The sequence below is a fragment of the Streptomyces canus genome (genome assembly GCF_030815415.1).
Taxonomy (GTDB): Bacteria; Actinomycetota; Actinomycetes; order Streptomycetales; family Streptomycetaceae; genus Streptomyces; species Streptomyces canus_F.
In genome coordinates, this window is record NZ_JAUSWW010000001.1 from 2,670,408 (window position 1) to 2,693,564 (window position 23,157).

General features: G+C 72.0%; 16 protein-coding genes. 11 read left to right on the forward strand and 5 right to left on the reverse strand.

Features of this window, described 5'->3' with window-relative positions; all coding sequences use genetic code 11:
- Positions 1-119: 119 nt before the first annotated feature.
- The 4 genes from QF037_RS12395 to QF037_RS12410 all read left to right on the forward strand — a co-directional run bounded on the left by QF037_RS12395 (position 120) and on the right by QF037_RS12410 (position 9,274).
- Entirely contained in the window at positions 120-2,393 is a 2,274-nt protein-coding gene (locus QF037_RS12395) for a hypothetical protein (protein ID WP_307024565.1), read from the forward strand.
- A complete protein-coding gene (locus QF037_RS12400; protein ID WP_307024567.1) occupies positions 2,383-3,684 on the forward strand; it encodes a CHAT domain-containing protein in 1,302 nt (433 codons plus the stop codon). The genes QF037_RS12395 and QF037_RS12400 overlap by 11 nt, the downstream gene beginning before the upstream one ends.
- Positions 3,681-7,010: an FxSxx-COOH system tetratricopeptide repeat protein gene (gene fxsT, locus QF037_RS12405; RefSeq protein WP_307024569.1), complete on the forward strand. Its 3,330-nt coding sequence runs from the start codon at positions 3,681-3,683 to the stop codon at positions 7,008-7,010. The genes QF037_RS12400 and fxsT overlap by 4 nt, the downstream gene beginning before the upstream one ends.
- A 179-nt stretch (positions 7,011-7,189) precedes the next feature.
- Complete coding sequence (locus tag QF037_RS12410; protein WP_307024571.1) at positions 7,190-9,274, forward strand: ArnT family glycosyltransferase; 2,085 nt, start codon at positions 7,190-7,192, stop codon at positions 9,272-9,274.
- 15 nt (positions 9,275-9,289) lie between these two features.
- Here QF037_RS12410 and QF037_RS12415 read toward each other — a convergent pair whose 3' ends face one another.
- The 5 genes from QF037_RS12415 to QF037_RS12435 are packed head-to-tail and all read right to left on the reverse strand — an operon-like array spanning position 9,290 to position 15,162.
- Entirely contained in the window at positions 9,290-9,832 is a 543-nt protein-coding gene (locus tag QF037_RS12415; protein ID WP_307024573.1) for a hypothetical protein, read from the reverse strand.
- The gene (locus tag QF037_RS12420; RefSeq protein ID WP_307024575.1) at positions 9,829-11,013 is read right to left on the reverse strand and encodes a hypothetical protein; all 1,185 of its coding nucleotides are present in this window, start codon (positions 11,011-11,013) and stop codon (positions 9,829-9,831) included. Before QF037_RS12420 ends, QF037_RS12415 begins: the two co-directional genes overlap by 4 nt.
- Positions 11,014-11,070: 57 nt before the next feature.
- On the reverse strand, positions 11,071-13,053 hold the full coding sequence (locus QF037_RS12425) for a hypothetical protein (protein WP_307024577.1): 1,983 nt from the start codon (positions 13,051-13,053) through the stop codon (positions 11,071-11,073).
- Positions 13,050-14,126 (reverse strand): hypothetical protein, encoded by a 1,077-nt coding sequence (locus tag QF037_RS12430; RefSeq protein WP_307024579.1) that lies wholly within the window; start codon positions 14,124-14,126, stop codon positions 13,050-13,052. Before QF037_RS12430 ends, QF037_RS12425 begins: the two co-directional genes overlap by 4 nt.
- A gap of 10 nt (positions 14,127-14,136) precedes the next feature.
- A complete protein-coding gene (locus tag QF037_RS12435; RefSeq protein ID WP_307024580.1) occupies positions 14,137-15,162 on the reverse strand; it encodes a protein kinase domain-containing protein in 1,026 nt (341 codons plus the stop codon).
- 204 nt (positions 15,163-15,366) lie between these two features.
- Here QF037_RS12435 and QF037_RS12440 point away from each other — a divergent pair, with 204 nt between their 5' ends.
- From QF037_RS12440 to QF037_RS12470, 7 genes are read left to right on the forward strand one after another with little or no spacing between them, the layout of a single operon-like run.
- On the forward strand, positions 15,367-16,152 hold the full coding sequence (locus QF037_RS12440; RefSeq protein WP_307024582.1) for a CHAT domain-containing protein: 786 nt from the start codon (positions 15,367-15,369) through the stop codon (positions 16,150-16,152).
- Entirely contained in the window at positions 16,149-16,802 is a 654-nt protein-coding gene (locus QF037_RS12445) for a hypothetical protein (RefSeq protein WP_307024584.1), read from the forward strand. Before QF037_RS12440 ends, QF037_RS12445 begins: the two co-directional genes overlap by 4 nt.
- Before the next feature lies 1 nt (position 16,803).
- A complete protein-coding gene (locus QF037_RS12450) occupies positions 16,804-17,817 on the forward strand; it encodes a ThiF family adenylyltransferase (protein WP_307024586.1) in 1,014 nt (337 codons plus the stop codon).
- Positions 17,814-19,322: an effector-associated domain EAD1-containing protein gene (locus QF037_RS12455; RefSeq protein WP_307024588.1), complete on the forward strand. Its 1,509-nt coding sequence runs from the start codon at positions 17,814-17,816 to the stop codon at positions 19,320-19,322. Before QF037_RS12450 ends, QF037_RS12455 begins: the two co-directional genes overlap by 4 nt.
- A complete protein-coding gene (locus QF037_RS12460; RefSeq protein ID WP_307024590.1) occupies positions 19,312-20,391 on the forward strand; it encodes a JAB N-terminal domain-containing protein in 1,080 nt (359 codons plus the stop codon). The genes QF037_RS12455 and QF037_RS12460 overlap by 11 nt, the downstream gene beginning before the upstream one ends.
- Positions 20,339-21,196 carry a hypothetical protein gene (locus tag QF037_RS12465; protein WP_307024592.1) on the forward strand — a complete coding sequence of 286 codons (858 nt, stop codon included), beginning with the start codon at positions 20,339-20,341 and terminating at the stop codon, positions 21,194-21,196. Before QF037_RS12460 ends, QF037_RS12465 begins: the two co-directional genes overlap by 53 nt.
- Entirely contained in the window at positions 21,193-23,121 is a 1,929-nt protein-coding gene (locus QF037_RS12470; protein WP_307024594.1) for an ATP-binding protein, read from the forward strand. Before QF037_RS12465 ends, QF037_RS12470 begins: the two co-directional genes overlap by 4 nt.
- The last annotated feature ends 36 nt before the right edge of the window (positions 23,122-23,157 follow it).

Below are 23,157 nucleotides of genomic sequence, written 5' to 3' on the forward strand. Positions count from 1 at the left end.
CCGGTGATGCCGGCGTGCGGGCCCCGCACGCGGACAGCGACATCCTCCGCACCCGAGCGCGGTGCCGCGATGCCGGGCGCCGGGTGCCGGCAGGCGGCCGGCCGGGGTGGGGGGCCGCGATGACGGCGGAGAGGAACGGGCGGGTGGCCGGGCCGCGGCAGCGGCTGTTGCAGGTGCTGGCGTGTTCCGCGTTGGGGCCCGGGCTGGACGGGGTGCTGCTGTTCGATCTGGAGCCGGAGATGGTGGCGCCGGTGACGGACGCGTTCGCCCGGGTTCTCGGGCTGCGGAACGGGCGGCCGGTGCGGCGGGCGATGCTCGGCTCGGTCACCGGGGACGACGAGCTGTGGCTGCGGCCCACGCTGCGGCACGAGGGCGCCGGGATGAACTTCTCGCTCGCCCCGGGCCCGCTGGTCGACACCGACCCGGAGGCGTCGACGCTGGTCGTGGTCCCCGATCTGGTCCGGCTGAGCCTGCCCGGCATGAGGGCCGCGGTGCAGCTCCTGGGTGCCGACGTCGCCGCGGTCGAGCGCTCCGGCTTCCGCGCCCGCTGGCGCCCCCGGGCCCGCTGGCTGGCCGCGTGCCGTGAGTCGGAAGTGGGTCGCCTCTCCCCCCATCTCCTGGACCGCTTCCCGATCCGCCTCAACGCGGCGGGACTGGAACCGGACCGACTGCTCGACGTACTGGACCGGCCGCGGCACAGCCGTGGACCGAGCGGCTTGACCACGCCACACCTCGACGCCCGCCGCAGTGAGCCTCCCGGCCCCGGCGAGGCCGACGCCCTCTCCGGGGCCGGCCACGGGGTACAGGCCACGTCCGACGGACCCGAACGCGCCGGACTCCCCCCGCGTCTCACCCCGGCCCCCGCGCCGAGCCTCGGACGACGAGATCCGAGCGACGCCTCCCCGCTCGGCCCCGGCACCCTGAAGCCCCTCGAGCCTGGCCCGCCCGACACCCCGCACTCCCCTTCCGGGCGCGGCGAACGGGACGCCCTCGACGCCCAGGAGCCCACCCCGAGCCCCGGCACCCCGTCCTCTCACCTCGCCCCCGATGACCCCGGCCCTCTCGAGAGTCCTCATCGCGGCCTCGTTCTCGGTGAGCTTCCCGAAGCCTGGCGGGGTGTGCTGGCGGCGGGGCGGCGGGTGGGGTGTGCGATGGACGAGGAGGCCGCCGCTCGGGTCGTGGCGTTGTTCGACGGGGACCGGGGCAGCCGACGGGCCCTGGGGCTCGCGCGGCTGGCGCGGGCGTTGGCCGTGTTCGGGGGTGACGACAGCTGTGGGACCGAGCGGGTCGACGAGGCCGCCCGGCTGATCGGCGTCGCCGCGCGACCCCCCGTGCCGCCCGGCTCCGGGCTGCCCGCCGACCGCGGTCCCGTCACCCACGACGCCGACGGCGAGCGGCGGCCCGTACCCGAGCCCGCGAAGCCGGACCCGGTCGCCGACGACGGTCCCGCGGACCGCGTACCCGGCGCCGCCGTCGCCGTGCCCGCCGGACCCGCCGAGGCCCTGGACACCTTCGCCGCCGATACCGGAGACGGCGTCGGCTCCCCCTTCCCCGAGGACGACGCCCGGTTCCTGCGGGAGTTCGCCCCGCTGCGGATCCCCTGGCAGCGGCGCCCGGAGCCCAGTTCGGCGCGCGGTCCCGTGATCGGCGTCCGGTCGGCCACCACTCTGCGCGACCTCGCCTTCGTCGCCACTGCCATCGAGGCCGCCAAGCACCAGAACCTCCCCGGCCGCCGCGCCCTGCGCACGGACGGCGACGGCCGTCTCGTGGTGCTGCCCGGCGACTTCCGCAGCTACGCCCGGCTCCCCGTCGCGGAACGCATGCTGGTGCTGCTGCTCGACCACACCTGCCGCCGCGGCTGGGACTGGCAGCCCGCCCTCGCCCCGTACCTGCAATGGGCGTACACCGGACGGGCCTCCATCTGCGTGGTCGAGGTCGGCAACCGGGACGCGGCACACGAGCTGAAGGCCGACCACTTCGTGGCCCGCAGCGTCCTCGACCCCCGCGTCGGTCGCGCCCTGCACCGCCCCGCCGGGCGCAGCAGTCCTCTCGCCCACGGCCTGGCGATGACCGACCAGTTGCTGCGCCGCGCGTTCCAGCAGCGCTCCAACCTCGTCGAGGCGTGGCTGGTGGTCGTCTCCGACGGTCGTGGCAACGTTCCGCTCGACACCGGGACGGGCGACCGGCTGCCCGGCCCGGTGCGCCGTACCGGCATCGAGGACGCGCTCTCGGCGGCCGGCCGGATCGGCGCGATGGGGCGGATGCGGCTGCACTCCGTGGTCGTGGACGCCGCCCGCCAGCCGTACCCGGACCTGACGTTCCAGCTGGCCGACGCGCTCGGCGGAGTGACCGTCGCCGGACGCACCGCACGGGGGGTGACCGGTGTCCGCTGAACCGTCCGGCCCCCGCGGTCTCGGCGGGGCGATCCCGCTGGGGCCCGGCATGCCCGCCCGGCCGCCGGCGCCCGAGCCGCTGGCCGCGCCGCGCCCCGCCGCCGTACCGGAGCATGTGGCCGAGCCCTCCGAAGCCGTACGGCTGCCCGCCGCACCCGTCGATCCGGACGCCCGGCTGCCCGCCGGGTTCGCGAAGCTCTCGGTCCAGCGGGCCTACGGTGAGCCGGGGCAGGACGCGTTCTGGCTGACCGGGCACAGCGGTGAGCTGGAGAGCCGCCTCGACTCCGAGTACACCCGGCTGCGCCCTGACGACCTGGTGCTGCACAACCTGCGGCCGGGCAGCTCAATGCCGCCGAGCGAGATCCTCCTGGGGCTGGCCGAATGGTCCCGGGGTCAGGAACCCCTGGTCCGCTGGATCAATGTGCTGCGGGCCCGGCACGGTGCCGAACTGCAGCTGGTGGTCTGGGACGACACGGACTACGACATCCCCTGGGAGCTGCTGCATCTGACCGGTGACCAGGAACACGGGCTGGTCTCCGGGATCCTGGGCGCCCTGGTGACGGTGGTGCGCTGGACCACCGTCCGCGAGGCCGGAACCACCCCCTTCGGGACCCCGGCGTCCTGCTCGGGCCATGTCCTGGGCTACTACGCCGAGCAGATGAGACGGGACGTCGAGGTGTTCGAGGAGTACGTGCACCGCGCGCACATCGGCACCCCCAGGACCTTCCTCACCGAACTCACCCGGCCCGACCTCGGCGCCGGCCTCGTGTACATGGGGTGCCACGCCGAGTACGGCGCCCGTGCCCACGAGGTCAGGATCGCCTCCGTCAGCTGGAGCGACCTCAACCGGCAGGCCATGCCCGCGCTCCGGGACGGGTCCACCCTGGTCTGCCTCAACGCCTGTGAGTCCGGGCGCCTGTTCGACAACCGTGGGCGTGGGGAGAACGCCCTGCGGGGCTTCGCCGAGCTGTTCCTGCGCAAGGGGGCCGGCGGCTGTATCGCCACGTCCGGGAAGGTCGGCGACGACATCGCCCATCTGCTGATCAAGGAGCTGGTGGGCCGGGTGTGCGCCGACCCGGACCTGCCCGTCGCCCGTGCCCTGCGCGAGTTCCGGGCCAGTGCCGTGGCCCGATTACCCGACCCGCTGTCGTGGCTCGACGTCGGCAGCCGCGCCTACACCGAGCGGCAGCAGGAGATCCTGCTGGTTCTCTACAGCTTCATGTTCCTCTACTTCGGACATCCGCTCACCACCCTCCGGCTGCGGGTGCGCGCCCAGGAGGTGAGGGCATGACCGGCGACGCCTCCTCCCTGCTGGTCGAGCCCCTGGTCGGCTGGCCCCGCAAGGCGCAGGCCGGGCAGAGCTATCTCGTCACCGTCGACCTCAACGGGCCGACGGGGGACGAGGACTGGCCCTACGAGGAGGAGGAGTTCGACTTCGGGGTGGCCCTGGACGGCGCCCCGCACTTCGTGTGCGAGGCGCTGAGCGAGCCCAGCGTCGTCCTGCACCGCTTCGGCGGCACATACGGCCCGGCGCGCTTCGTGGTGACCGCCGACCGCACGCCCGGGCCCGGCACGATCTGGCTGACCATCACCAACCGCTGGGGGGTGCCGGTCCGTACGGTCGAGCTGCCCAGCGAGATCGTCGCCGAGACGGTCCCCACGGGGCCGGGACAGATCGTGGTGCCCTCGGCGAACGGCCGCCCCGCCACCCTCCCCGGCTCCCCCCGCCCCGGCACGCTCCCCGCCCCCCGCCCCTCCGACTCCTGGTCCCCCGACCACGTCACCATCAGCTACGCGGGCACCCACCGTGCCTGGGCCACCTGGGCCGCGCACCAGCTGGAGCGGCACGGCTGCCGTACCGACCTGCTGCGCTGGGACCCACCCCCCGGGGTACCGCTGAACTCGCTGCTGAGCGAGCTGCTCGGTGCCCCGGGCCGCGTTCTGCTGCTCCTGGACGAGGGGTATCTGCGGCTCGGCCACCGCACCGAGGCCGAGTGGGCCGGGGCGCTGGCCGACGTGGTCGCCCCGCGTCCCGACCGGTTCGCGGCGATCGACCTGTCCACCCGTGCCCTGCCCGCCGCGGCCGCCGTACTGGGCCCGCCCGCTCTCAGGGACCTGGACCCGGCGGAGGCGCTGCGCCGGCTGCTGGCCGCGCTCGGTCTGGAGCACACCGAGCCGGACGCCGAGGAGGACGTACCCGTCGCGCCGCGCTTCCCGGACGCGCCGCCCGCCGTGTGGAACGTGCCGCGCCGCAACTTCCGCTTCACGGGCCGCGATCCGGTCCTGGAGGAGCTGCGCGCCCTGTTCGAGAGCGGCGGTCCGGCCGGGGCGCGGGTGGCGCTGCGCGGGATCTCGGGGGTGGGCAAGAGCCAGATCGTGATCGAGTACGCGCACCGGTTCGCCAACGAGTACGACGTGGTCTGGTGGATCAGCGCGAGCTTCCGGGCCACCGCCCGCCAGCAGTTCGCCGACCTCGCCGACCGGCTCCAGCTCACCGACGCCCGGGCGCTGGGCGAGCGGGTGCGCGCGGTGCGCGAGGCCTTGCGCACCGGTCGCCGGCGCTGGCTGCTCATCGTGGACAGCGCCGACGACATGGAACAGGTCGACGACCTGCTCCCGGAGAGCGGCGGCCATGTCGCGATCACCACCCTCACCCGCGGCTGGGCGGCCTCGGGCGGGGTCGCGGAGATCCAGGTGGACCGGTTCACCCGGGCGGAGAGCATCAGCTACGCCCGCCGGCACGTGGAGCGGCTCACCGAGGAGGAGGCCGACCAACTCGCCGAGGCGGTGGAGGACTTCCCGCTGCTGCTCGGGCAGACCGCGGCCTGGCTGGAGGCCAACAGCCCGGTGCCGGCCGCCGATTACATCGCCCGGCTGCGCGGGGCCGACGCGGACGTCATCGGCATCCAGGTCTCCTCCGACTACCCGATCGGCTTCAGGACCAGCTGGGCCATCACCCTCGACTCCCTGGAGCAGGACAACCCCAAGACGACGGAACTGCTGCGCCTGTTCGCCATGTTCTCGCCCGGCTCGATCCCGGTGCGCCAGCTCCAGCACGCCCGCCCCGGCGACCTGCCGCCCCATCTGGCGGAGCTGGCCGCGGACCCGGTGCGCTGGCAGAACGCGCTGGCCCGGCTGGCCGAGTCCACCGCCGTCCGCAGGGACTTCGTGCAGACCTCGGACGGCGAGACCTACGTCGACAGCGTGGAGATGCACCGCCTCTACCACCGCTTCCTGCGCCGTACGCTCTCCCCCGCCGACCGGGACGAACTGTCCGCGGTCGCCTGCCGGGTGCTGGTCTCGGCCGATCCGCAGCGCCCCTCGGACGTGCGCGCCTGGCCGACGTACGCCGGACTGCTGCCGCATCTGTATCCGTCCGGGGCGCTGGAGAGCGCCGAGGACTCGGTGCGCGAACTCGTCCTGAACTGCATCGAGTACCTGCGGCTGCGGGACGAGGAGAGCACCGGGCTCACGCTGTGCGAACAGGTGCTGGCGCGCTGGCGGGTACGGCTGGCGCCGACCCATCCGTCGATGCTGGTACTGGTCCACCAGCACGCCAACATGCTGCGGCGCTGCGGGCGTTACCGGGAGGCGGAGGCCGTCGGGCGGGCCGTCGTGGAGCAGCTGGAGTACGAGCGGGCGCCCGACGACGCGGACCTGCTGCGGGCGCAGGTCGGACTCGGCGGGACCTTGATGGCGCTGGGCCTGTTCGAGGAGGCGCACCAGCTCTGCGACCGGGTGTGGCGCGCGTACGACGCCCTGGAGGGGCCGGAGGCGCCGCACACCCAGGGGTCGCTGCACAATCTCGGGGTGGCCCTCGGGCTGCTGGGCCGCTATCTGGAGGCGGCCGCCGTCCATCGCGAACTGCTGGCCCTGCGGGAGCGGTTGCTGCCCCGCAACCATCGGCTGACCCTGCTCACCGGTCTCACCTACGCCCGTTCCCTCAGGCTCCTGGGACGCCACCAAGAGGCCGCCGCGCTCCAGGACGCCAACACCCGGCTGCACCGCGAGGCCATGGGCGAGTACCACACCCAGACCTTGCTGGCCCTGCACAACCAGGCTCTGTGCCTGCGCCGTTCGGGCGACTACCGGAGCGCCGGTGATTTGTTGCGCGGTCTCGTGGAGCAGTGCCGCCAGTTGCAGGGCGCACGGCATCCGATGACGTTGATGATCCAGTCGGACCGCGCGTCCTTCCTGCGCTCCCACGGTGACCCGGTCGAGTCCGCCGATCTCACGCTCCAGGTCTGCGAGGACTACCGGCACCTGCTCGGTGACGACCATCCGAACACGCTGGGCGTGCTGGGCAATCTGGGGTTGGTGTACTGGCGTCTGGGCAACCACGACGACGCCCGGAGCCTGATCGAGCAGGCCCTGCGCGGAATGCGGACGGCGGTGGGCGCCGACCACCCCTGGTTCTTGGGCTGTGCCCTGAACGTGGCGGCGGTGCGCCATCTCTCGGGCCGGCAGGAGGAGGCCGCCGCGCTGCGCGAGGACACCCTGCGGCGGGCCCGGCAGGTCGTGGACGAGGGGCATCCGCTGCTGCTGGCGTGCACGCAGGCGCTGACGACGGCGGCCGACGATCCCCCGGACTCCGACTTCGAACCGCAGCCCATCTGAACCGCCGTTCCGGAGTTGAGCCTTGGGCTCGGGCGTGGGCCTTCTTTGAGCAACCTGTGAGTCCGCTGATTCTCACTCTTCCCTCAGCAACGGCTCAGGGTTCCCCCAGACACCGCCCCGATCGTCACTGCCAGGGCGCCCGCCCCACACCTCGCCCCGGACCACCTGGAGTACGCGTCATGACGACTCTCGCCCCGCCGCCCGTCCAGGAGGCCCGGCACCGGGCCGAACCGCCCGCCGCGCGCGGCCGTGTGCGCCGGCTGTTCACCGGTGCCCCCGGGGACCCCCGCTGGGCCCGGCCCGCCCTGTGGGCGATCCTGGTGCTGGCCACGGCCCTGTACGCCTGGAACCTGTCCTCGGTCACCGGCAACACCTTCTACAACGCGGCCGTCTACTCCGGCACCAAGAGCTGGAAGGCGTTCTTCTTCGGCGCGTTGGACTCCGGCAGCTTCATCACCGTCGACAAACCGCCGTTCGCCCTGTGGGTGATGGGGCTCTCGGCCCGCGTCCTCGGTTACGGCACCTGGCAGTTGGCGCTGCCGATGGTCGCGCTCGGCACCGGGTCGGTGGCTCTGCTGTACCGCATGGTGAAGCGGGACTTCGGCGCGGTGGCGGCGACGATCGCCGCGCTGGCACTGACGCTGACCCCGATCACCGTCGCCATCAACCGGGACACCAACCCGGACCCGGTCCTCGTCTTCCTGATGCTGCTCGGCGCGGCCGCCCTGATGCGGGCCGTGCGCACGGGCCGGCTGATGCCGCTGGTGTGGTCCGGGGTCGCGATCGGTTTCGCGTTCAACACGAAGATGATGCAGGCGTACGTGGTGCTGCCGGCGTTCTTCCTGGTCTATCTGTGGGCCGCGAACACGCCGCTGGGCCGTCGTGTCCGCAATCTCGCCGTCGGCACGGTCGCCCTGGTGGCCAGTTCGGCGTGGTGGATGGTGGTCGTCGACCTCATCCCCGCCTCCTCCCGCCCCTACATCGGTGGCTCCACGGACAACACCGTCTGGGACCTCGTCATCGGCTACAACGGCTTCGGCCGGATCTTCGGGGCGAGTTCGTCGGTGGGTTCGCAGGGCAACGGGGCGAGCTTCGGCGGCGAGGCGGGCCTGTACCGGTTGTTCAACAGCATCATGGGCGGCCAGATCTCCTGGCTGATCCCGTTCGCGCTGATCGCCCTCGTCGGCGGGCTGGTGCTGCGGGGCCGGGCGCCGCGGACCGACGCCAAGCGGGCGGCGCTGCTGCTGTGGGGCGGCTGGTTCGTCCTGCACTATCTGACGTTCGCGCTCGCCGAGGGCACGTTCCACCCGTACTACGTCACCGCCATGGCGCCCGGTGTCGCGGCGCTGGCCGGTATCGGCGCAGTGGTGCTGTACCGGGCCTTCGTGGAGGGTTCGGCGGCGGTGGGGGTCCCCCCGCGTGAGCGTATTCGAGCGTGGGGGAGGGGCTGGGTGCTGCCGGCGGCGGTCGCGGTGAGCACGGTGTGGGCGGTCGTGCTGCTCCAGCGGGTGTCGGGTTCGGGGACGCTGTACACGGTGGCGGAGGTCGTGGCCGGCGTGGCCGGTGCGGTCGCGGTGATCGGGCTGCTGCTGGGGCGGTTCACCAGGCGCCAGCGGCTGACCGGGCTGGCGGCGCTGGCGGCCGTGGTCGCCCTGCTGGCCGGTCCCGCGGCGTACTCGGTGTCGGCGGCCGCTTCCAGCACGAACGGCACCAACCCGACGGCAGGCCCGAGCACCGGTGGCGGCATGGGCGGCGGTGGACAGCGGCCCAGCGGCGGCCCTGGCGGCAGCACCAGCCAGAGCGGGACCGGCCAGAGCGGTTCGGACGGGCAGTCCGCGGGGCAGCCGACGTCCGGCACGGAAAGCGGCGGCACCGAGTCCGACAGCGCGTCCCGGACCGGTGGGTCCGCTGGAGGCATGGGCGGCGGCACTCAGGTCTCGTCCGCGATGATCACGTATCTGAAGAAGAACCAGGACGGTGCCACCTGGCTGGTCGCGGTGGCCACCGACCAGACGGCTTCCTCGATCATCCTGGAGTCCGGTGAGCCGGTCATCTCGATGGGCGGCTGGTCCGGCAGCGACGACGCGATGACGCTCGCCAAGCTCAAGAGCCTGGTCAAGGCGGGCAAGCTGCACTACATCGTGATCAGCGACAGCGGCCAGGGTTCCTCGAACACCGAGATCTCCACCTGGGTCAAGAAGAACGGCACGGCGGTCTCCGACTACAGCGGCCTCTACCGCCTGGACGCGGCGGACGTCGGCTGACGTCGGCTGACGGTCTCAGTCGTCCGAGGAACGGCAGCCCTTCGGGAACTCGGTGTCACCGTCAGGAGTGGCCAGGAAGAACACGTCGATCCTGACGTTCCCGGAGGGGCCGCCCTTCCAGTAGCCCCGCTTCGGAGCAACTCTGAAGCGGGGCATCTCCTTGGTGATGACGGAGTTGACCCGCTCGGCGGCCGCCTGCCCCGGGCCCGGCTCCGGTGCCGTGCCGAAGGAGAGCACAAAGCCCGCCGTACGGCCGTCGACGCCGGCCGCGCGGAGCTGCTTGGCGAACTGGCCGCGCACGGAGGCGGCACTGCCCGTCTTCACGGTGAAGCTGCAGGGCTTGAGCACCAGCCCCTGCTCCGCGACCTGGGCGCTCTGGGAGGGGCTCGCCGTCGCCGTATCGGACGGTGTCGGGGAGGGGTTCGGAGGCTTGTGCCGTTCCTCCTTGGGCAGGGAGCCGAGCGCGATGACGAGCAACAGCAGCAGGAGGTCGGCGAAGAGCCAGCCCGCGAGCAGGACGGTACGCCCCACTCCGGCCCGCCCAGGTCGGTAGGTCATGGCCGGCCCCCGCCCGGAGGCGGTCCATAGCCCCCTCCGCGCGGCGGGTCGGCGTTACGCCGGTGGCCGTTGGAGCTCTCCAGCCGGTCGACGACCTGCCACATGCTGTGTGTGGAGTCCACCAGGTTCTCCGCCCGTTCGGTGAACACCATCAGCGAGTCCCCGAGGCGTTGGGCCAGTTCACGGACCGCGGCGACGGCGAGGTCGTGCCGGTGGATCTCCTGGCCGGTGGTCTCCTGGACGCGCCGCAGATCGGTGACGAGCGCGTCGAGAGCGGACCTCAGCTGCTCCCCCTCCCGGGCTGTCTGTTCCCTGATCGTGATCAGTTCCCGTGCCAGCTCGCTCGGCGGGATCAGCGACCTGACCAGTTGTGTGAGCTCGGCGACCGTCTGCGTCCAGCCGTCCAGCGACGTCTGGATCCGACTGCCGGGTCCGGTCTCCAGGACCGTCACGATCTCTTCCGACGTGCGACGCAACGCGGTTTCCAGATTGACGCTGCTGGCCAGCAATTGGGCGGCCAGGCGGTCGGCGCTGCTGTTGTCCAGCGGTTTGCCCGCCGGGCGGGCGGCGGGCGCCGCCAGCAGGAGCGTCGCCAGGGCGAGCTGTGTGCCCAGCCGCCCGCGGTCGGCCTCGCGCGAGAGCTGCTTCTCCCGGATGTTCTGCAGGATGTGCAGCCCGAGTGTCAGCGCCACGACCAGGACGATGAACAGGGTGACATGGATCGCGGACGTCCCCAGCGTCACGGTGGTCGGCTCGGGCGGGGTGCCGTGCGGGAAGCCGCGGGCCCAGCCGAGCAGGAAGGGGTCGGTGCTCTGTTGCGCGTCATAGGCGTCGAGGGCGTCCTGCAGCCGCCACCAGGTGAGCGCGATGGGCGCGAACACCAGCACGTCGCGCAGCACCCCGAGCCACCCCTCCACGCTCGACCACCGCTTCGGCGGCGCGTCGGGGAGCAGCACCTCGGGCGGGTAGGCCACGACCAGGTCCGTGCCGGCGAGCGTGACACCACCGGTGTCCAGGTCGTCCGCAATGAGGTCCAGGACCAAGGGGTCCGTGCCGTCGGCCCGGGCCACGGCGGCGAATGCTCTGATCTCGCGGGCGACATCACCCAGTCCCGTGCCGGGTGCGGACCTGGGTGCCGGGACGGTCGCGTTCACGCTCATGGTCTCTTCACTCGATGTCATGCGGAGTCATTCGATGTCATTCGGTGTCATCCGGTCGGGGTCGGGCGCGAGCAGGGATCAGACGGACGTCCAGACGATGTAGCCCATTGCGGCGGCGATGACGGTGAGGATGATGATCACGAAGGCCGTGTTCACGGGGTCCAGTCCGCCGAGCCAGGACCGCTCCGCCGACTGCGGGTCGGCTCGCCGCTCAGGGTCGTGCCCTCGCTCGTCCGGCCGGGCATGCGGTGGCCAGGGCTCCGGAGGGCGGGCCTGAGGATCGGTGACGGGCCTCGGCGGGGCCCATGCGGCCGCCCGGCCCGCGCTCCGGACGGACGGGGCGGTGAGCGCGTAGCCCTCGTCCCGCAGCAGGAGATCGGACAGGGCGTGCCGGATGCGGGGCTCGGCTTCCTCCTCCGCCTGCCACAGCGCGGCGGTGAGCAGTCCCAACGGTGCGTCGTCCCCGGCGCGTTCCACTACGGCCGCGGCGTCCGCGCGGCTGAGCCGGGGGCCGTAGGCGGCGGTGAGCAGTCCCGTGTAGCAGTCGACCTCCTTCGCCTTGTCCCCGCGTGCGACGAGTTCGACCTCGGTGCGCAGCAGACCGCGCTCGAACCATGCTCGAGCGGCCTTCTCGCGTGCCTTCTTGTCGGTTCCGGCGCCCAGATGGCGGCGCAGGACGAGGGCGGCGGCGTCGGGGTGGTGGCCTGCGCTCCACCGGACGAACTCCAGTAGGGCGGACGCGGAGGACGGGGAGAACAGCCCCTCGTGGTCCAGGTGGGACGCGTCCAGCCCGAGTGTCAGGGCCATGCCCATCAGATACATCTGCCGGGAATCGGACAGGTCGAGGCCCTTGTTCGGCACCTGCTTCAGGAACACGTCGGCCACCAGCTCCAGCCGTGGCCGCGCCTGTGCCGTCTCCTGGATCAGCTCCTCCGGACAGGACCGGGTGAGACAGACGACCACGGCCTCGCGCAGGACGGCCTCCCTCAGCCCGGGATGGCGCCAGGACCGCGACTCGTCGTTCCCCCACCGCCTCACCACGTCGATCAGCAGATGGTCGGGCTGTTCACGCAGCTCTCCGGCGAGGCGTGCGGCCGCGCCGGGGACGAGGCCGCGGTTCGCAGCCCGGCCCAGCAGCTCGTCGTCGAGGAGGAGATCGAGCGGGAGCCCGGTGTCGACGATCCGGCCGTCGACGAGCGGTACCGAGCGCCGCCACGCCTTCACGTCGTCGGCCGTGGCGATCCCGGTCCGCGGCCGCACCCGGCCCACCGCCGCGTGCCCGGCCTCCAGATACAGCTCCACCAGTTGCGCGGCGAAACCGGTGCCGTCCGGGTCGGTCGGTGCGGCGGCGGGCTCGACGCTTCGGCGCCGGTTGACGTAGGACGACTGCGGCGGCCGGGCGGAGAGGAAGACCACCCGCGGCTGGTGGCCGCCCACATCAGTGGTCTCCCGGCCGGTGAAGGTCCATGGCCGGTCGCGTACCGGTCCCACGATGTCGTGCACCGCGGTCATCATCGGCAGGGCGTATTCCGGCCGGGTGATGAAGGTGAAGTCGGCGTCGGGCGCGCCGAGTACGTGGGCGACGGCCGCGGTCAGCTGATCCTTCGGGATGTCCCGCACCGCCGCGCGCAGGGCGGCCAGGCCCGTCCCCGCCGCGGCGCGCAGTTCCTCGATGTCGAGGGGGACCATCCGGGCGTCCGGTCCCCGCGCTTCCCGATCGCGCCAGCCGGACCAGTCGTGCAGTCCCAGGGCCAGGGCCGCGTCGATCAGGCGCGGGTCGCCGACCAGGGCATGGGTCAGGGTGGCGCCGGCCCGGCCGTACGTGTTGTGCGTGGGGAGTTTGCGCAGTACGGCGGCCTCGTCCTCGAAGACCAGGTGGACCAGGCCGGCCCGGGTCTCGCCCGGGTCGTCCGCGTCGTCCTTGGCGGCCCAGACACTCGGCAGCCGCCCGGTCCAGCGGTCCAGGCTCGGCGCTCCGGAGTCCGCCACGGGGCGCACCCCGGCGTTGCCTGCGCTGTCCCGTTCGGCCCAGCCGAAGAGGATCTGATGGACGGTGGTCATCCGACGGCTCCCTGACCGAGGTCGGTGGGGCCGAGGACCCCGCACATGGCGAACAGAGCGAGCAAGGGTTTGAGGGTGCGACGCGGGGCGAAGCCTCCCTGAGGAGAGCGCTGGACGCCTTCCTCGTCGACGGCCCCGTGGCCGGTCGCGGTGGCGAAGTGCAGGGTCGAGGGCGCGCAGCGGGCGAACGGCGCGAGCCAGCCGCGGGCGCCCCGGGAGCTGAGGAAGGCGTAGGCGTCCTCGCTCTCCGCCTCCACGGTGCGCAGGTCCAGTTCCTCCTCCGGCGAGGTGTCCTTGAACCACCGTTCCACCAGGATCTCGTGGTGCCTGAGCAGGTCGCTCTTGCCCACGACGACGGCGGCGGGCAGCGGCATGAACTCCTCCCCCTCGAACCCTCGCAGTCGCGCGATCTTGTTCAGTACGACGTCGAAGGACGGATCGCCCGTGACGCTTCCGGAGGCACCGGTGAGGCCGCGGATCCGGGTCGGGTCGACCACGAAGACCAGGGCGCTGGCCGCGCCGAGGAACGGCACCTGGGCGTCGTGGTTGGCGAGCCACTCGCCGGAGACGTCGAAGAAGGCGACGGCGAAGCTGCGCTGGATCCTGCTGCTGTGGATCCACAGGGCGTCGGTGAACTCGGGCGGTCCGGCGGGGGTGCCGTCGATGCCCTTGCCCTGGTCGAGGAAGGGGCGGACGACGTTCCGCAGATACGTCTGATGTCTTTTCAGGTCGAGTCCGCCGACCACCAGCCCGAGCCGTGACATCCGGTCCACGTCCGACAGCATGCCCAGCATCGCGGCGAGCAGATGGCTCTTGCCGGCCGCGGACTCGCCCACCACTCCGATCACGAGCGGCTGGCCGAAGTCGCCGTACTTGCCGGGCAGGACGTGCGGTTCGCCGCCGCCCTCACACTGCCGGTAGGCGTTGAGCGTGCGCTGACTCCAGACCACGTCGTCCTCGCCGTCACGGCGGACGAGGGGTTCCGTACGGTTGTCGTCGGTCATGGTGACGATCTGGGCCCGCGCCCAGTCCACCATGTTCAGGCAGATGGGGCACCTCACCTGTGCTGCCATGTCGTCCTCCTCACCACACCAGCACGGCGACGATCGCCAGAACGGCCACCACCAGCACGAGCACTCCGGTCACGGTGGCCCCACGGGTGGTGGCGAGGCCCAGGTACGGACGAGCGGGGGCGCGCGGCACCCGGGGCGGTGGCGGTGGGGCCAGGGCGCGGTGGGTGTAGGCCCGCTGCCGGGCGCGCAGTTCGTGGAAGCGTCTGCGCGCTTCCATCTCCACCTCGACCGGCGTGTGGGGGCGAGCCGTCTCCGGCTTGGCCGGGACCCCCTCCCAGCGTCTGCGCAGGGCGAACCCGGTGATCCGGTGCCGGGCGGCGTCGGTGAAGACGCCTTCCAGGAGGTTGCGCAGGCTGCTGTCGAGGAGTCTGACCCGGCCCCGCATGTCCGGGGTCGCGGCGGCGTCCTCGCCCGTCGCCAGGTGGAAGATCACCGCTCCGGCGGAGTACACGTCGTCCCGGCAGTCGGCCTTGCCCAGGCCCGCCGCCTGTTCGGGGGACCGCCACGGGTCGGTGCCCACCGCCGCGCCGCGCTCATCGCCCTCGTGCACGGCGAGACCGAAGTCGGCCAGCTGGACGGAGCCGCCGTCCCACAGCAGTGTCTCGGGCCGGATGTCACGGTGCACCAGGCGCAGTTCGTTCAACTGGGTGAGGACGGCGATGATGCCGTCCACCGCGCTCCACAGCTCCCCGGGAGGGAGCGGGAGTTCGTCGCGGAGCTCGGACAGCGGGCGCCCTCTGCGGGTGGCTACCAGGAAGGGGGCCCGGCCGTCAGCCCGGTGGCCTATGACCCGGCTCAGCTCGGACGGATAGCGGGTGACGCCGAGCCGGCGGACCAGCAGATCCGCGTTCCTGACAGCACGGCCCAGTTCGCGGCGGGCCTGGTCGGTATAAGCGATGCGCTGTACGACGCGCTCTCCGCCCCCGTGCACCAGGACACCCCGGCGTTCCCGGAATCCGTCCTTGGTTTTCTCCCCCTGGTCGAAATCGATCTCGAAGATCGACTTCTCGGCACCGCGGCCACCACAGGTGATCATTTCAAGACGCTCGATCAAGCCCGCCCCCGATAAGTGTGCTGCGCATTCCGAAAGTACACCCACGGGACGGCACTGCAAGTACTCTTCTTTCGAACCACCGCACACACAGGGGAAGTTGGCTCGGGGGACGAGATGGCCGGTTCGACCTGGAGACAATTGCGCGACGACGGCGCATTCGAATTGTTGGGCGAATTATTTCCGGATGTGACGAGCAGTCACGCCCTTTTGGAAGACCTGGGTGTCAATCCGGCGATCCTGATGCCCTTCGCCCCGCCGCTGGCCGCCGCCGACTGGTGGCGCACCACCTGTCAGGCCCTGCACCGGGGCCGGGTCGACGGGGTGGACCCGTGCCATCTGTTCGCGGCGGCCTCGGCCCGATACCCCGGGCACGCGAAGCTGCGGAGCCTGGCCGGCGATGCCGCCCCGGCCGTGACGGTGCGGGTGCTGTGCCTGATGTCCGCGCCGCTCGACGAGGCCAGGATGCGGCTCGGCGCCGAACAGCGCGTCATCCGGGAGGCCGAGGCGCGCTCCGGTGGGCGGCTGGCCGTGACGGTCCACTCCGCCACCCGGATCTCCGACATCCTCCCGCAGCTCGATGCCGTACTCCCCCGGATCGTGCACTTCGCCGGGCACGGCACCGACGACGGCCGGCTGCTCTTCGAGGACGAGACGGGCGCCTCGGCGGCGGTGCCCGTCGAGGCGCTGACCCCCGCACTCGGCCTGCACGCCCCGCTCGACTGTGTGGTCCTCAACTCCTGCTGGACGGCGGCGTACGCGGAGGGACTCCTCAAGTGCGCGCACACCGTGGTGGGCACCGTGAGCGAACTCGACGACGACGCGGGGCTCGCCTTCGCCGAGGGCTTCTACACCTCGCTCGCCCACTCCCCCGACATCGAGCGGGCCTGCGCGGCCGGGCGCGCGACGCTGCGGCTGAACGGCCACGACCCGGACGATCTGCGTCACATCTCCCGTACGGGAAACGGCATATGACGGGCTCTCAGCAGAGCGGCGCCTTCGACGGGGCCGCCACCTCCGCCTCGCCCGAAGTGGCCAGCGCCTTCGACCGCGGTCAGCAGCGCGGCGAGAACCCCCAGGTCGCCGGCGCCGACGGGCCGGCCTCCACCACGCTGGACTCACGCTGGCTCGGTACCTGGCGGCGGCCGGGCGACCGGCGCCGGGCGCCCTGCCGGGTGTGCGGACACACCTTCCGTCTGGACGACACGGTCTTTCTGCGCCACTCGGCGGACGGCAAACTGGCCGACGTCACCCATCACCTGCGCTATCTCCCGTGCAGCGGGCACGCGACACCGTCGGAGCTGCCCGACCCCCGGGCACAAGCCGCGTTCTTCCGCGGGGTGGACTCCGCCGATCCGTCGCCGGACTCCCTGCACACCGTGCGCCTGATGCCCGACGACCCGGCCCTGGGACACCCCCGCCAGCGCAACGCCTGTTTCGTGTGCCGGCACACGTTCCGGCTCTTCGAGACGGTCGTCGTCTGCCCCTGCTCACCGGAGGAGCGCGGTTGCCTCAAGGCGGTCCACCAGGATCCGGCCCGCGGACTCGGCTGCTTCGAGCAGTGGCGCAGCGACCTCACGGTCGTCCAGTGCCCCATGAACTTCCGCACCTTGAAGCGGAGTTGACGTGGGACGCTTCGAACGCCACGAGCTCATCCCGGGCTGGGACCAACAGCAGCTCGCCGCGGCCACCGTCGTGGTGGTCGGAGTCGGCGCCCTGGGCAGCCAGCTTGCCCAGCAGCTGGCCCTGGCAGGCATCGGGCGCCTGGTGCTGTGCGACCCCGACTCCGTCTCGGAGGGCAACCTCAGCCGGGCCCCGCTGTTCCGCGCCGACGACATCGGCCGCCCGAAGGCTCCGATCGCCGCGCGCCGGCTCGGCGAGCTCTCCCCGGTGACGTGTGTGGATGCCCGGACCGCTCCCCTGGTCAGCGGGGTGGGGCTGGCCGAGCTGCGCGATGCCTCGCTCGTCGTCGGCTGTCTGGACAGCCTGGCCGCACGGCTCCAGCTCGCCGGGCGCTGTCAGCTCGTCGGTGTCCCGCTGCTCGACGGCGGCACCAGCCCCTGGGGCGGGGAGATCCGGCTCTACGATCCGTCGGGCGCCTGCTTCGGCTGTGGCCTCACCCCCAGGGACCGGGCCGCCCAGGACGATCCCTGGGCCTGCGCGGACGCCACCACGACCGACGCCGGAGCCTCCGCCCCGGTCTCGGCGCTGATCGGTGCCTGGCTGGCGGTGACCGTCGTACGGCTGCTCTGCGGGGCCGAGACCACGCCCGGCCTGGTCCGGGTGGACGCGGCGAGCGGTACGGCGAGCCCGGTCCGGGTGCACCGCGATCCGGACTGCCCGCTGCACGCCCGGATCCCCGCCTCCCTGGTGTCCCCGACACCGCACACCGTCCTTTCCACCCCTGCCGACCTCGCCGCCCATCTCGCCCCGGAGGAGACCGTGATGACCTGGGCGCCCTTGCCCGGATCCCCGCCGACGCAGCAGTCCACCCGGCTCACGGACGCGTCCCCGCACACCCCGCTCGCCGAACTCGACGTGGCCCCGCGCGAGATCCTGCCGGTCCTCGGGACCGGAGGTACCCGAAGAATCCGCTACCTGGAACTCTCCGAGGCCGGCGGGAAAGGAAGATCCCGGTGAACAACGACGCGGGCAAACTGCCCACCGAGATCAAGCAGGTTCTGGCCGACACCCTGGCCGACCTCTACCGCACCCAGACGCAGGCCGAGGAGCTCCTGGACGATATGGACTTCCCGCCGCACACCCGGCCCCCCTGGGGCGCGGCGGGCCAGGATGTCGTCACCTTCTGGCGACAGACCGTACGCGCCCTCGAACTCGGCGCCGTACAACGCGAAGGGGTCCCTCGGCTGGTGGAGACCGCGTTGCGGCGCTGGCCCGGCAACCATGAGCTGCTGAAGATCAGGGAGTTCCTGCGCACCGAACAGCGCGAGCACGCCGGAGCCGGCGGGAACGCGGACACGCTGTACCGGACCATCGAGTTCGTCGGCAGCGAGGCCTACCCGGAGTTCCACCGGCTCGTCCGTGAGCTGGTCGACCACGAGGCCGTGCAGCTCTACGCCACCAACCAGCAGGCCGCGTTCCGGGTCGCCGAGATGCCACAGGGCCGGCTCCAGCAACTCCAGGACCGGGCGGCACGGATCGCGCCCGGCGTCGAAGTCCTCTACGGCGAGCACGACTTCCGTCCGGCCCTGTACACCCGCCTCCAGGTCATGGGACCCGACCGCCAGCTGTACGAGATCCAGTACGTCCCGAACACGACCCTGCCCAGCGAGCTCGTGCCCGCCGTCTGGGCGCAGTACCGCGCGGAGGTGTCCCGGGACGCCAACGGCCAGCTGCGCCGGGCCGTCGTCGACTACCGCGACGAGAACGACGAGGCCCGGCGGCTGGATCCGGAGGTTCCGCTGTTCAACCAGGGCATCCGCGACGGCGGTCAGCTGGAGGTATCGGGCGAGGCGACGGCGGGTGTCGACAGCCTGCTGCGCCTCGAAGCCATCGCGGATGCCCGCGAGGACATCGCCGACTTCGCCGACCAGCACGAGGAGTTCACGCTGGTCGGCATGGACGACGACCGGCTGCCGCTGCGGTTCGAGGTGGAGCTGCACGTCCCGGGCTTCGCCCCGCCGGAGGATCTGGAGGCCTGGCCGCTGGAGCCCCGGCCGATCGACCGGCACGAACTCGTCATAGGGCTGCCGGCCGAGTTCCCCATCCAGGCGCCCCGGGTGCTGTGGCGGTCGGAGGTGTTCCACCCGAACATCGCCCGGGACGAGGAGCTCGGCAAGGGCTCCGTGTGTCTGGGGCCGCTGATGACCGACTACACGCCCGACCTGAGCCTGTACGTGCTGTGCCAGATGCTCATCGACATGGCCCGCTACCGCAACTACGAGATCCTCCCGCACGACTACCAGATGGCCCTGGACTTCGACAGCGTGGTGCGGGACATGCTGGAGCGCGGCGGCTACCTCGACCGGGCGGCGGCCGCCTGGGCTTTCTCCTTCGAGGGCCAGGAACGCATCAAGGAGATCGGCGGCACCACCTGGCTGGCCCGGGCGGGGCTGACGGCCAGGGCCGATCGCTCCAGGTCCCTGACCGTCCATCGTGTGGAGGCGAGCCCGGATGAGTACTGAGTACCGGACCGGTGCGGCCAAAGTGCTGCTCTACAAGAGCACGTCCTTCGATCTGCTGGGCCAGATGTCCCTGACGTCGCTGCTCGTCGAGGCGTTCCGGCGAGAGCTGGAGACCGGCGATCCGGAGGACGAGGTCGACTTTCGGCTGCGGTATGTGCGCAGGCCCGATCCACGGCTGATGGACGGGCCGCGCACCATCCACAATCTGCGCAGTCAGATCGGCAGGCTCGGGGTGACCATCTCACGGCGCGGCGACACCGTGGTGGACCGGGAGTTCTCCGTCCGGGAACTGCTCGGACCCGTGCTGCAGCATGTGGTCAAGCAGATCGATCCGGAGGAGGAGGTCTGGGGCTTCTGCCTGGACCACCCCGACCTGGCCACGGTGGCGCTCGCGCGTTCCACCCCCGAGGTCGAGGGCACCATGGACCTCAATCTGCGCGAACCCCGGCGCAACTTCGCCATCCGCAAGGTGGAGGAGCCGCCGGTGCCCCGGATCGACCCCGGGGACCTGGGCATCGACCCGGCCTGCCTGGGACCGGTGACCGTCCTCATCCCCGGCGAGACGTACGAGCATCTGTATCTGATGAAGCTCTCGCGCCGACTGGAGGAAGGCGGCTTCCTCCTCGGCAAGGTGCGCCGGGTCCTCGAACCGGAGCCGGCCGAACAGGAGGGCGAGGAGTCCGCCGAACGCTATCTGGTCGAGATCACGGAGGTCACTCCGGCGGAGCACGCGGGCGCCGGCGCCCTGCACTTCACCTTCACCGGCGACTCCTTCCGTGAGGTGAACCGGCAGCTGTCCGCCTCCGAGGACAAACAGCTGATGGGCTGGTACCACACGCACCTGTTCTCCGGGAAGGAGTCGGGTCTGTCGGGCATCGACGTGGACCTGCACCTGGGTACCTTCCGACAGCCCTGGCAGGTGGCCGGACTAGTCAACATCACCAGCGCCGAGCGGCTGCTGCGTTTCTACGCACGCTTCGGCGACGGTGTGCGCGAAGTCGAACAGTGGGTGGGGGATGAGCGCGGCCGATACCGCCTTGAGCGTGCTGCTGTGGTCGAGGAACTGTGACACGGACCGGTCGGCGCCGCCGGAAGGGGACTTGAGGGACCTTCAGGACCTGGCCGCCCCGCCGCCGGACGTGACGGACGAGGTCGTCAGGGTGGCTGTGTACGGCGCCGCCCGGCTGCGTCTGGACCGGCTGGCAGAGCAGGAGCGCCGCCCGCTGGGTGCCGGAGCGGTGCTGTTGGCGGCGGCGATCGGCGCCCGCGGGCAGGCCGATCTGGCCGCCGAGGCCGTCCGGGCGGTCCCGGGCGCCCGTTCGCTGTGGGACGTCCTGGCCCACCATGCCGTGGTCGCTCCCGCCCTGCCGCACTGTGCGAGCGCCCCGCTGCTGGCCGAGCGGCTGCGGGACGCCTCGCCGCTCACCGCGCTCCTGGACCGGCCGAACCCGCCCGGCGAGTCGGCGGCCGAACTCCTCCTGGAGGACACGTTTCTGACGCATCCTCAGGGGCGTCGTCTGCTCACCAGCGTCTGGTGCGAGGCCCCGGCCTCCCCCGCACAGGCCCTGTGGCGCGGTCGGCTCCTGGACCAACTGCGGATGCAGGACCGCGAGTTGGTGCTGGATGTGTACGAGGCCGCGCTGCTGCGCCACCAGGCCGAGCACCTCCTGCTGATCCAGCAGGCCCAGCTCTGTCTCACCGTGCCGCCCGACCTGCCCTCGGCCCGCCCGGTCGCCCGGTGGTGGGCCGCACTGGCCCGGCTGGAGCGTTCGCATCCCCGACTGCTCCGGGCCCGGACCGGCATCACCCGGCAGTACCTGGCGGGCGTGAGCCTGTACCGACAGGTCGAACGACTGGAGGCGATCACCGCATGACCACCGCCACGCGCCGTATCTGCGTCATCGCCCCCGACGAGGCGTCCCTGCGGGCCCTGCGCCGGCAGCCCTCCGACGTCACGGTCTCCGAGGCACTGGCGTCGGGCCCCTATTTGCTGCGCGCCCCGCTGGAGCCGGGCTGGGGCCTGCTGCGCTGGGAGTCCGTCTCTCCCGAACTGCTGCTCCAGTCCGAGTTGCCCTACGGCACACCGGTCTATCCGCCGACGTACTCACCGGCATCGTCACCGGCGTCCGAGACCACCACCGCTCCCGCCACGTCCTCGCTGTCCAAGCAGCCGTCGGGCCCGGGCCCGGATGCCGAGGCCGCGCCGCAGGAGCCGGAGTACCGGCACCCGCAGCCCGAGCAGCTGCACGAGGCCGAGTCCACGGTCCTGGCCTACGGCCGCGACATCGCCCAGGTCTCCTCGCTGCTCAGGGCGGGCCTGTCCGTGCTGGTCGTGGCCGAGAAGCCGGTCGTACCGCATCTGTGGCGGGAGATGGCGATCCGGGCCGGGCTGCGGGCGGAGGTGCTGGAGGACGCCGAGGAACTCCAGGACGCCCAGGAGGCCTCGCCGCGGGAGCAGCCGCCGGATCTGATCCCGGTCCAGCAGAATCCGCGCCAGCGGCTGCTGGCCCGGCTGCGGGAGCTGATCCGCGGGCTCAACGACGACCAGGTGCTGGTCGTCCAGCATCTCGATCTGCTCGCCGGGGGCAGCGACGGCTCCCTGTCGGCGGAGGCCCGTGAGGTGACCGAGCTGCTGCACGGGGCGCCGGAGCGGGTGATGCTCGCCTTCGCGGCGCCCTCGCTCTCGGTACCCGAGGTGCTGGCCGAGCGGTTCAGCACCCGGGTGTCGATCACCGGCGTGCCGCGGACGGTGTGGTTCCGGGACGACGACGAGGAACAGCCGCTGGGCCGGGCCCTGGTGACGGTGAGCGAGGCGGCACGGTACGACCGGTACGACCCCATCGAGTTCTACAAGCACGTCGCGGGCATGAACCCGGTCCTGCTGCGCCAGGCGATGCGGTACGCGATGAGTGTGCACCTGGATCACGAGGCGCCGAGCGCGCGCGATCTGTACGCCACCATCCGGGCTTTCAAGGCCCAGATGTCGAGCAACTTCGAGGTCCCGGACGTCAGTTTCGACGACATCGCGGGCTACGACGAGGTGAAGGAACAGATCCAGCGGGCGATCGACATCGTGATCGGCCACCACCGGCTGCCACCGGAGTACGACCATCTGCGCACCAAGCTGATCCCGCGGGGCTTCATCTTCCACGGTCCGCCGGGCACCGGTAAGACGCTGTTCGCCAAGGCCATCGCCAACCGGATGAACGCCACGATCCTGGTGGTCTCGGGCCCGGAGATCATGGGCACCTACGTCGGTGAGAGCGAGCGCAACGTCCGGGAGATCTTCGCCGAGGCCCGGCGCAACGCCCCCTCGGTGGTCGTCTTCGACGAGTTCGACTCCATCGCCTCGCGTCGCTCGGACCACTCCGACGGCGGCTCCCGGGCCGGCAACGCCGTGGTCGCACAGATCCTCACCGAGATGGACGGCTTCCGCCCCGAGGTACCGACCCTGGTGATCGGCACCACCAACCGGCTGAACCTGATCGACGAGGCGCTGCTGCGGCCCAGCCGCTTCGAGACCATCAGCATCGACGTACCCAACGACGAGGCCCGGCTGAAGATGATCAGTCTGCACGCACGGAAGTTCGGGATCGATGTCAGCGGCGGGGTCGACGAGCTGATCGCGGCGGCGCTGAAGGGCCGCAACGGCGACGACATCCACTCCGTGTTCCGTGACGCCTTCGTCGCCGCCCACTTCCAGGACCCGCCGGTGTCGCCCACGCCCGAGCAGCTCGGCCAGATCGTGGGCCAGCTCCAGCGCACCCGCCGCCAGCAGCGGCGCTCCAGCAGGCTCTGACCGGCACGACAGACCCGACAGCAGAGGGAGGAGGCC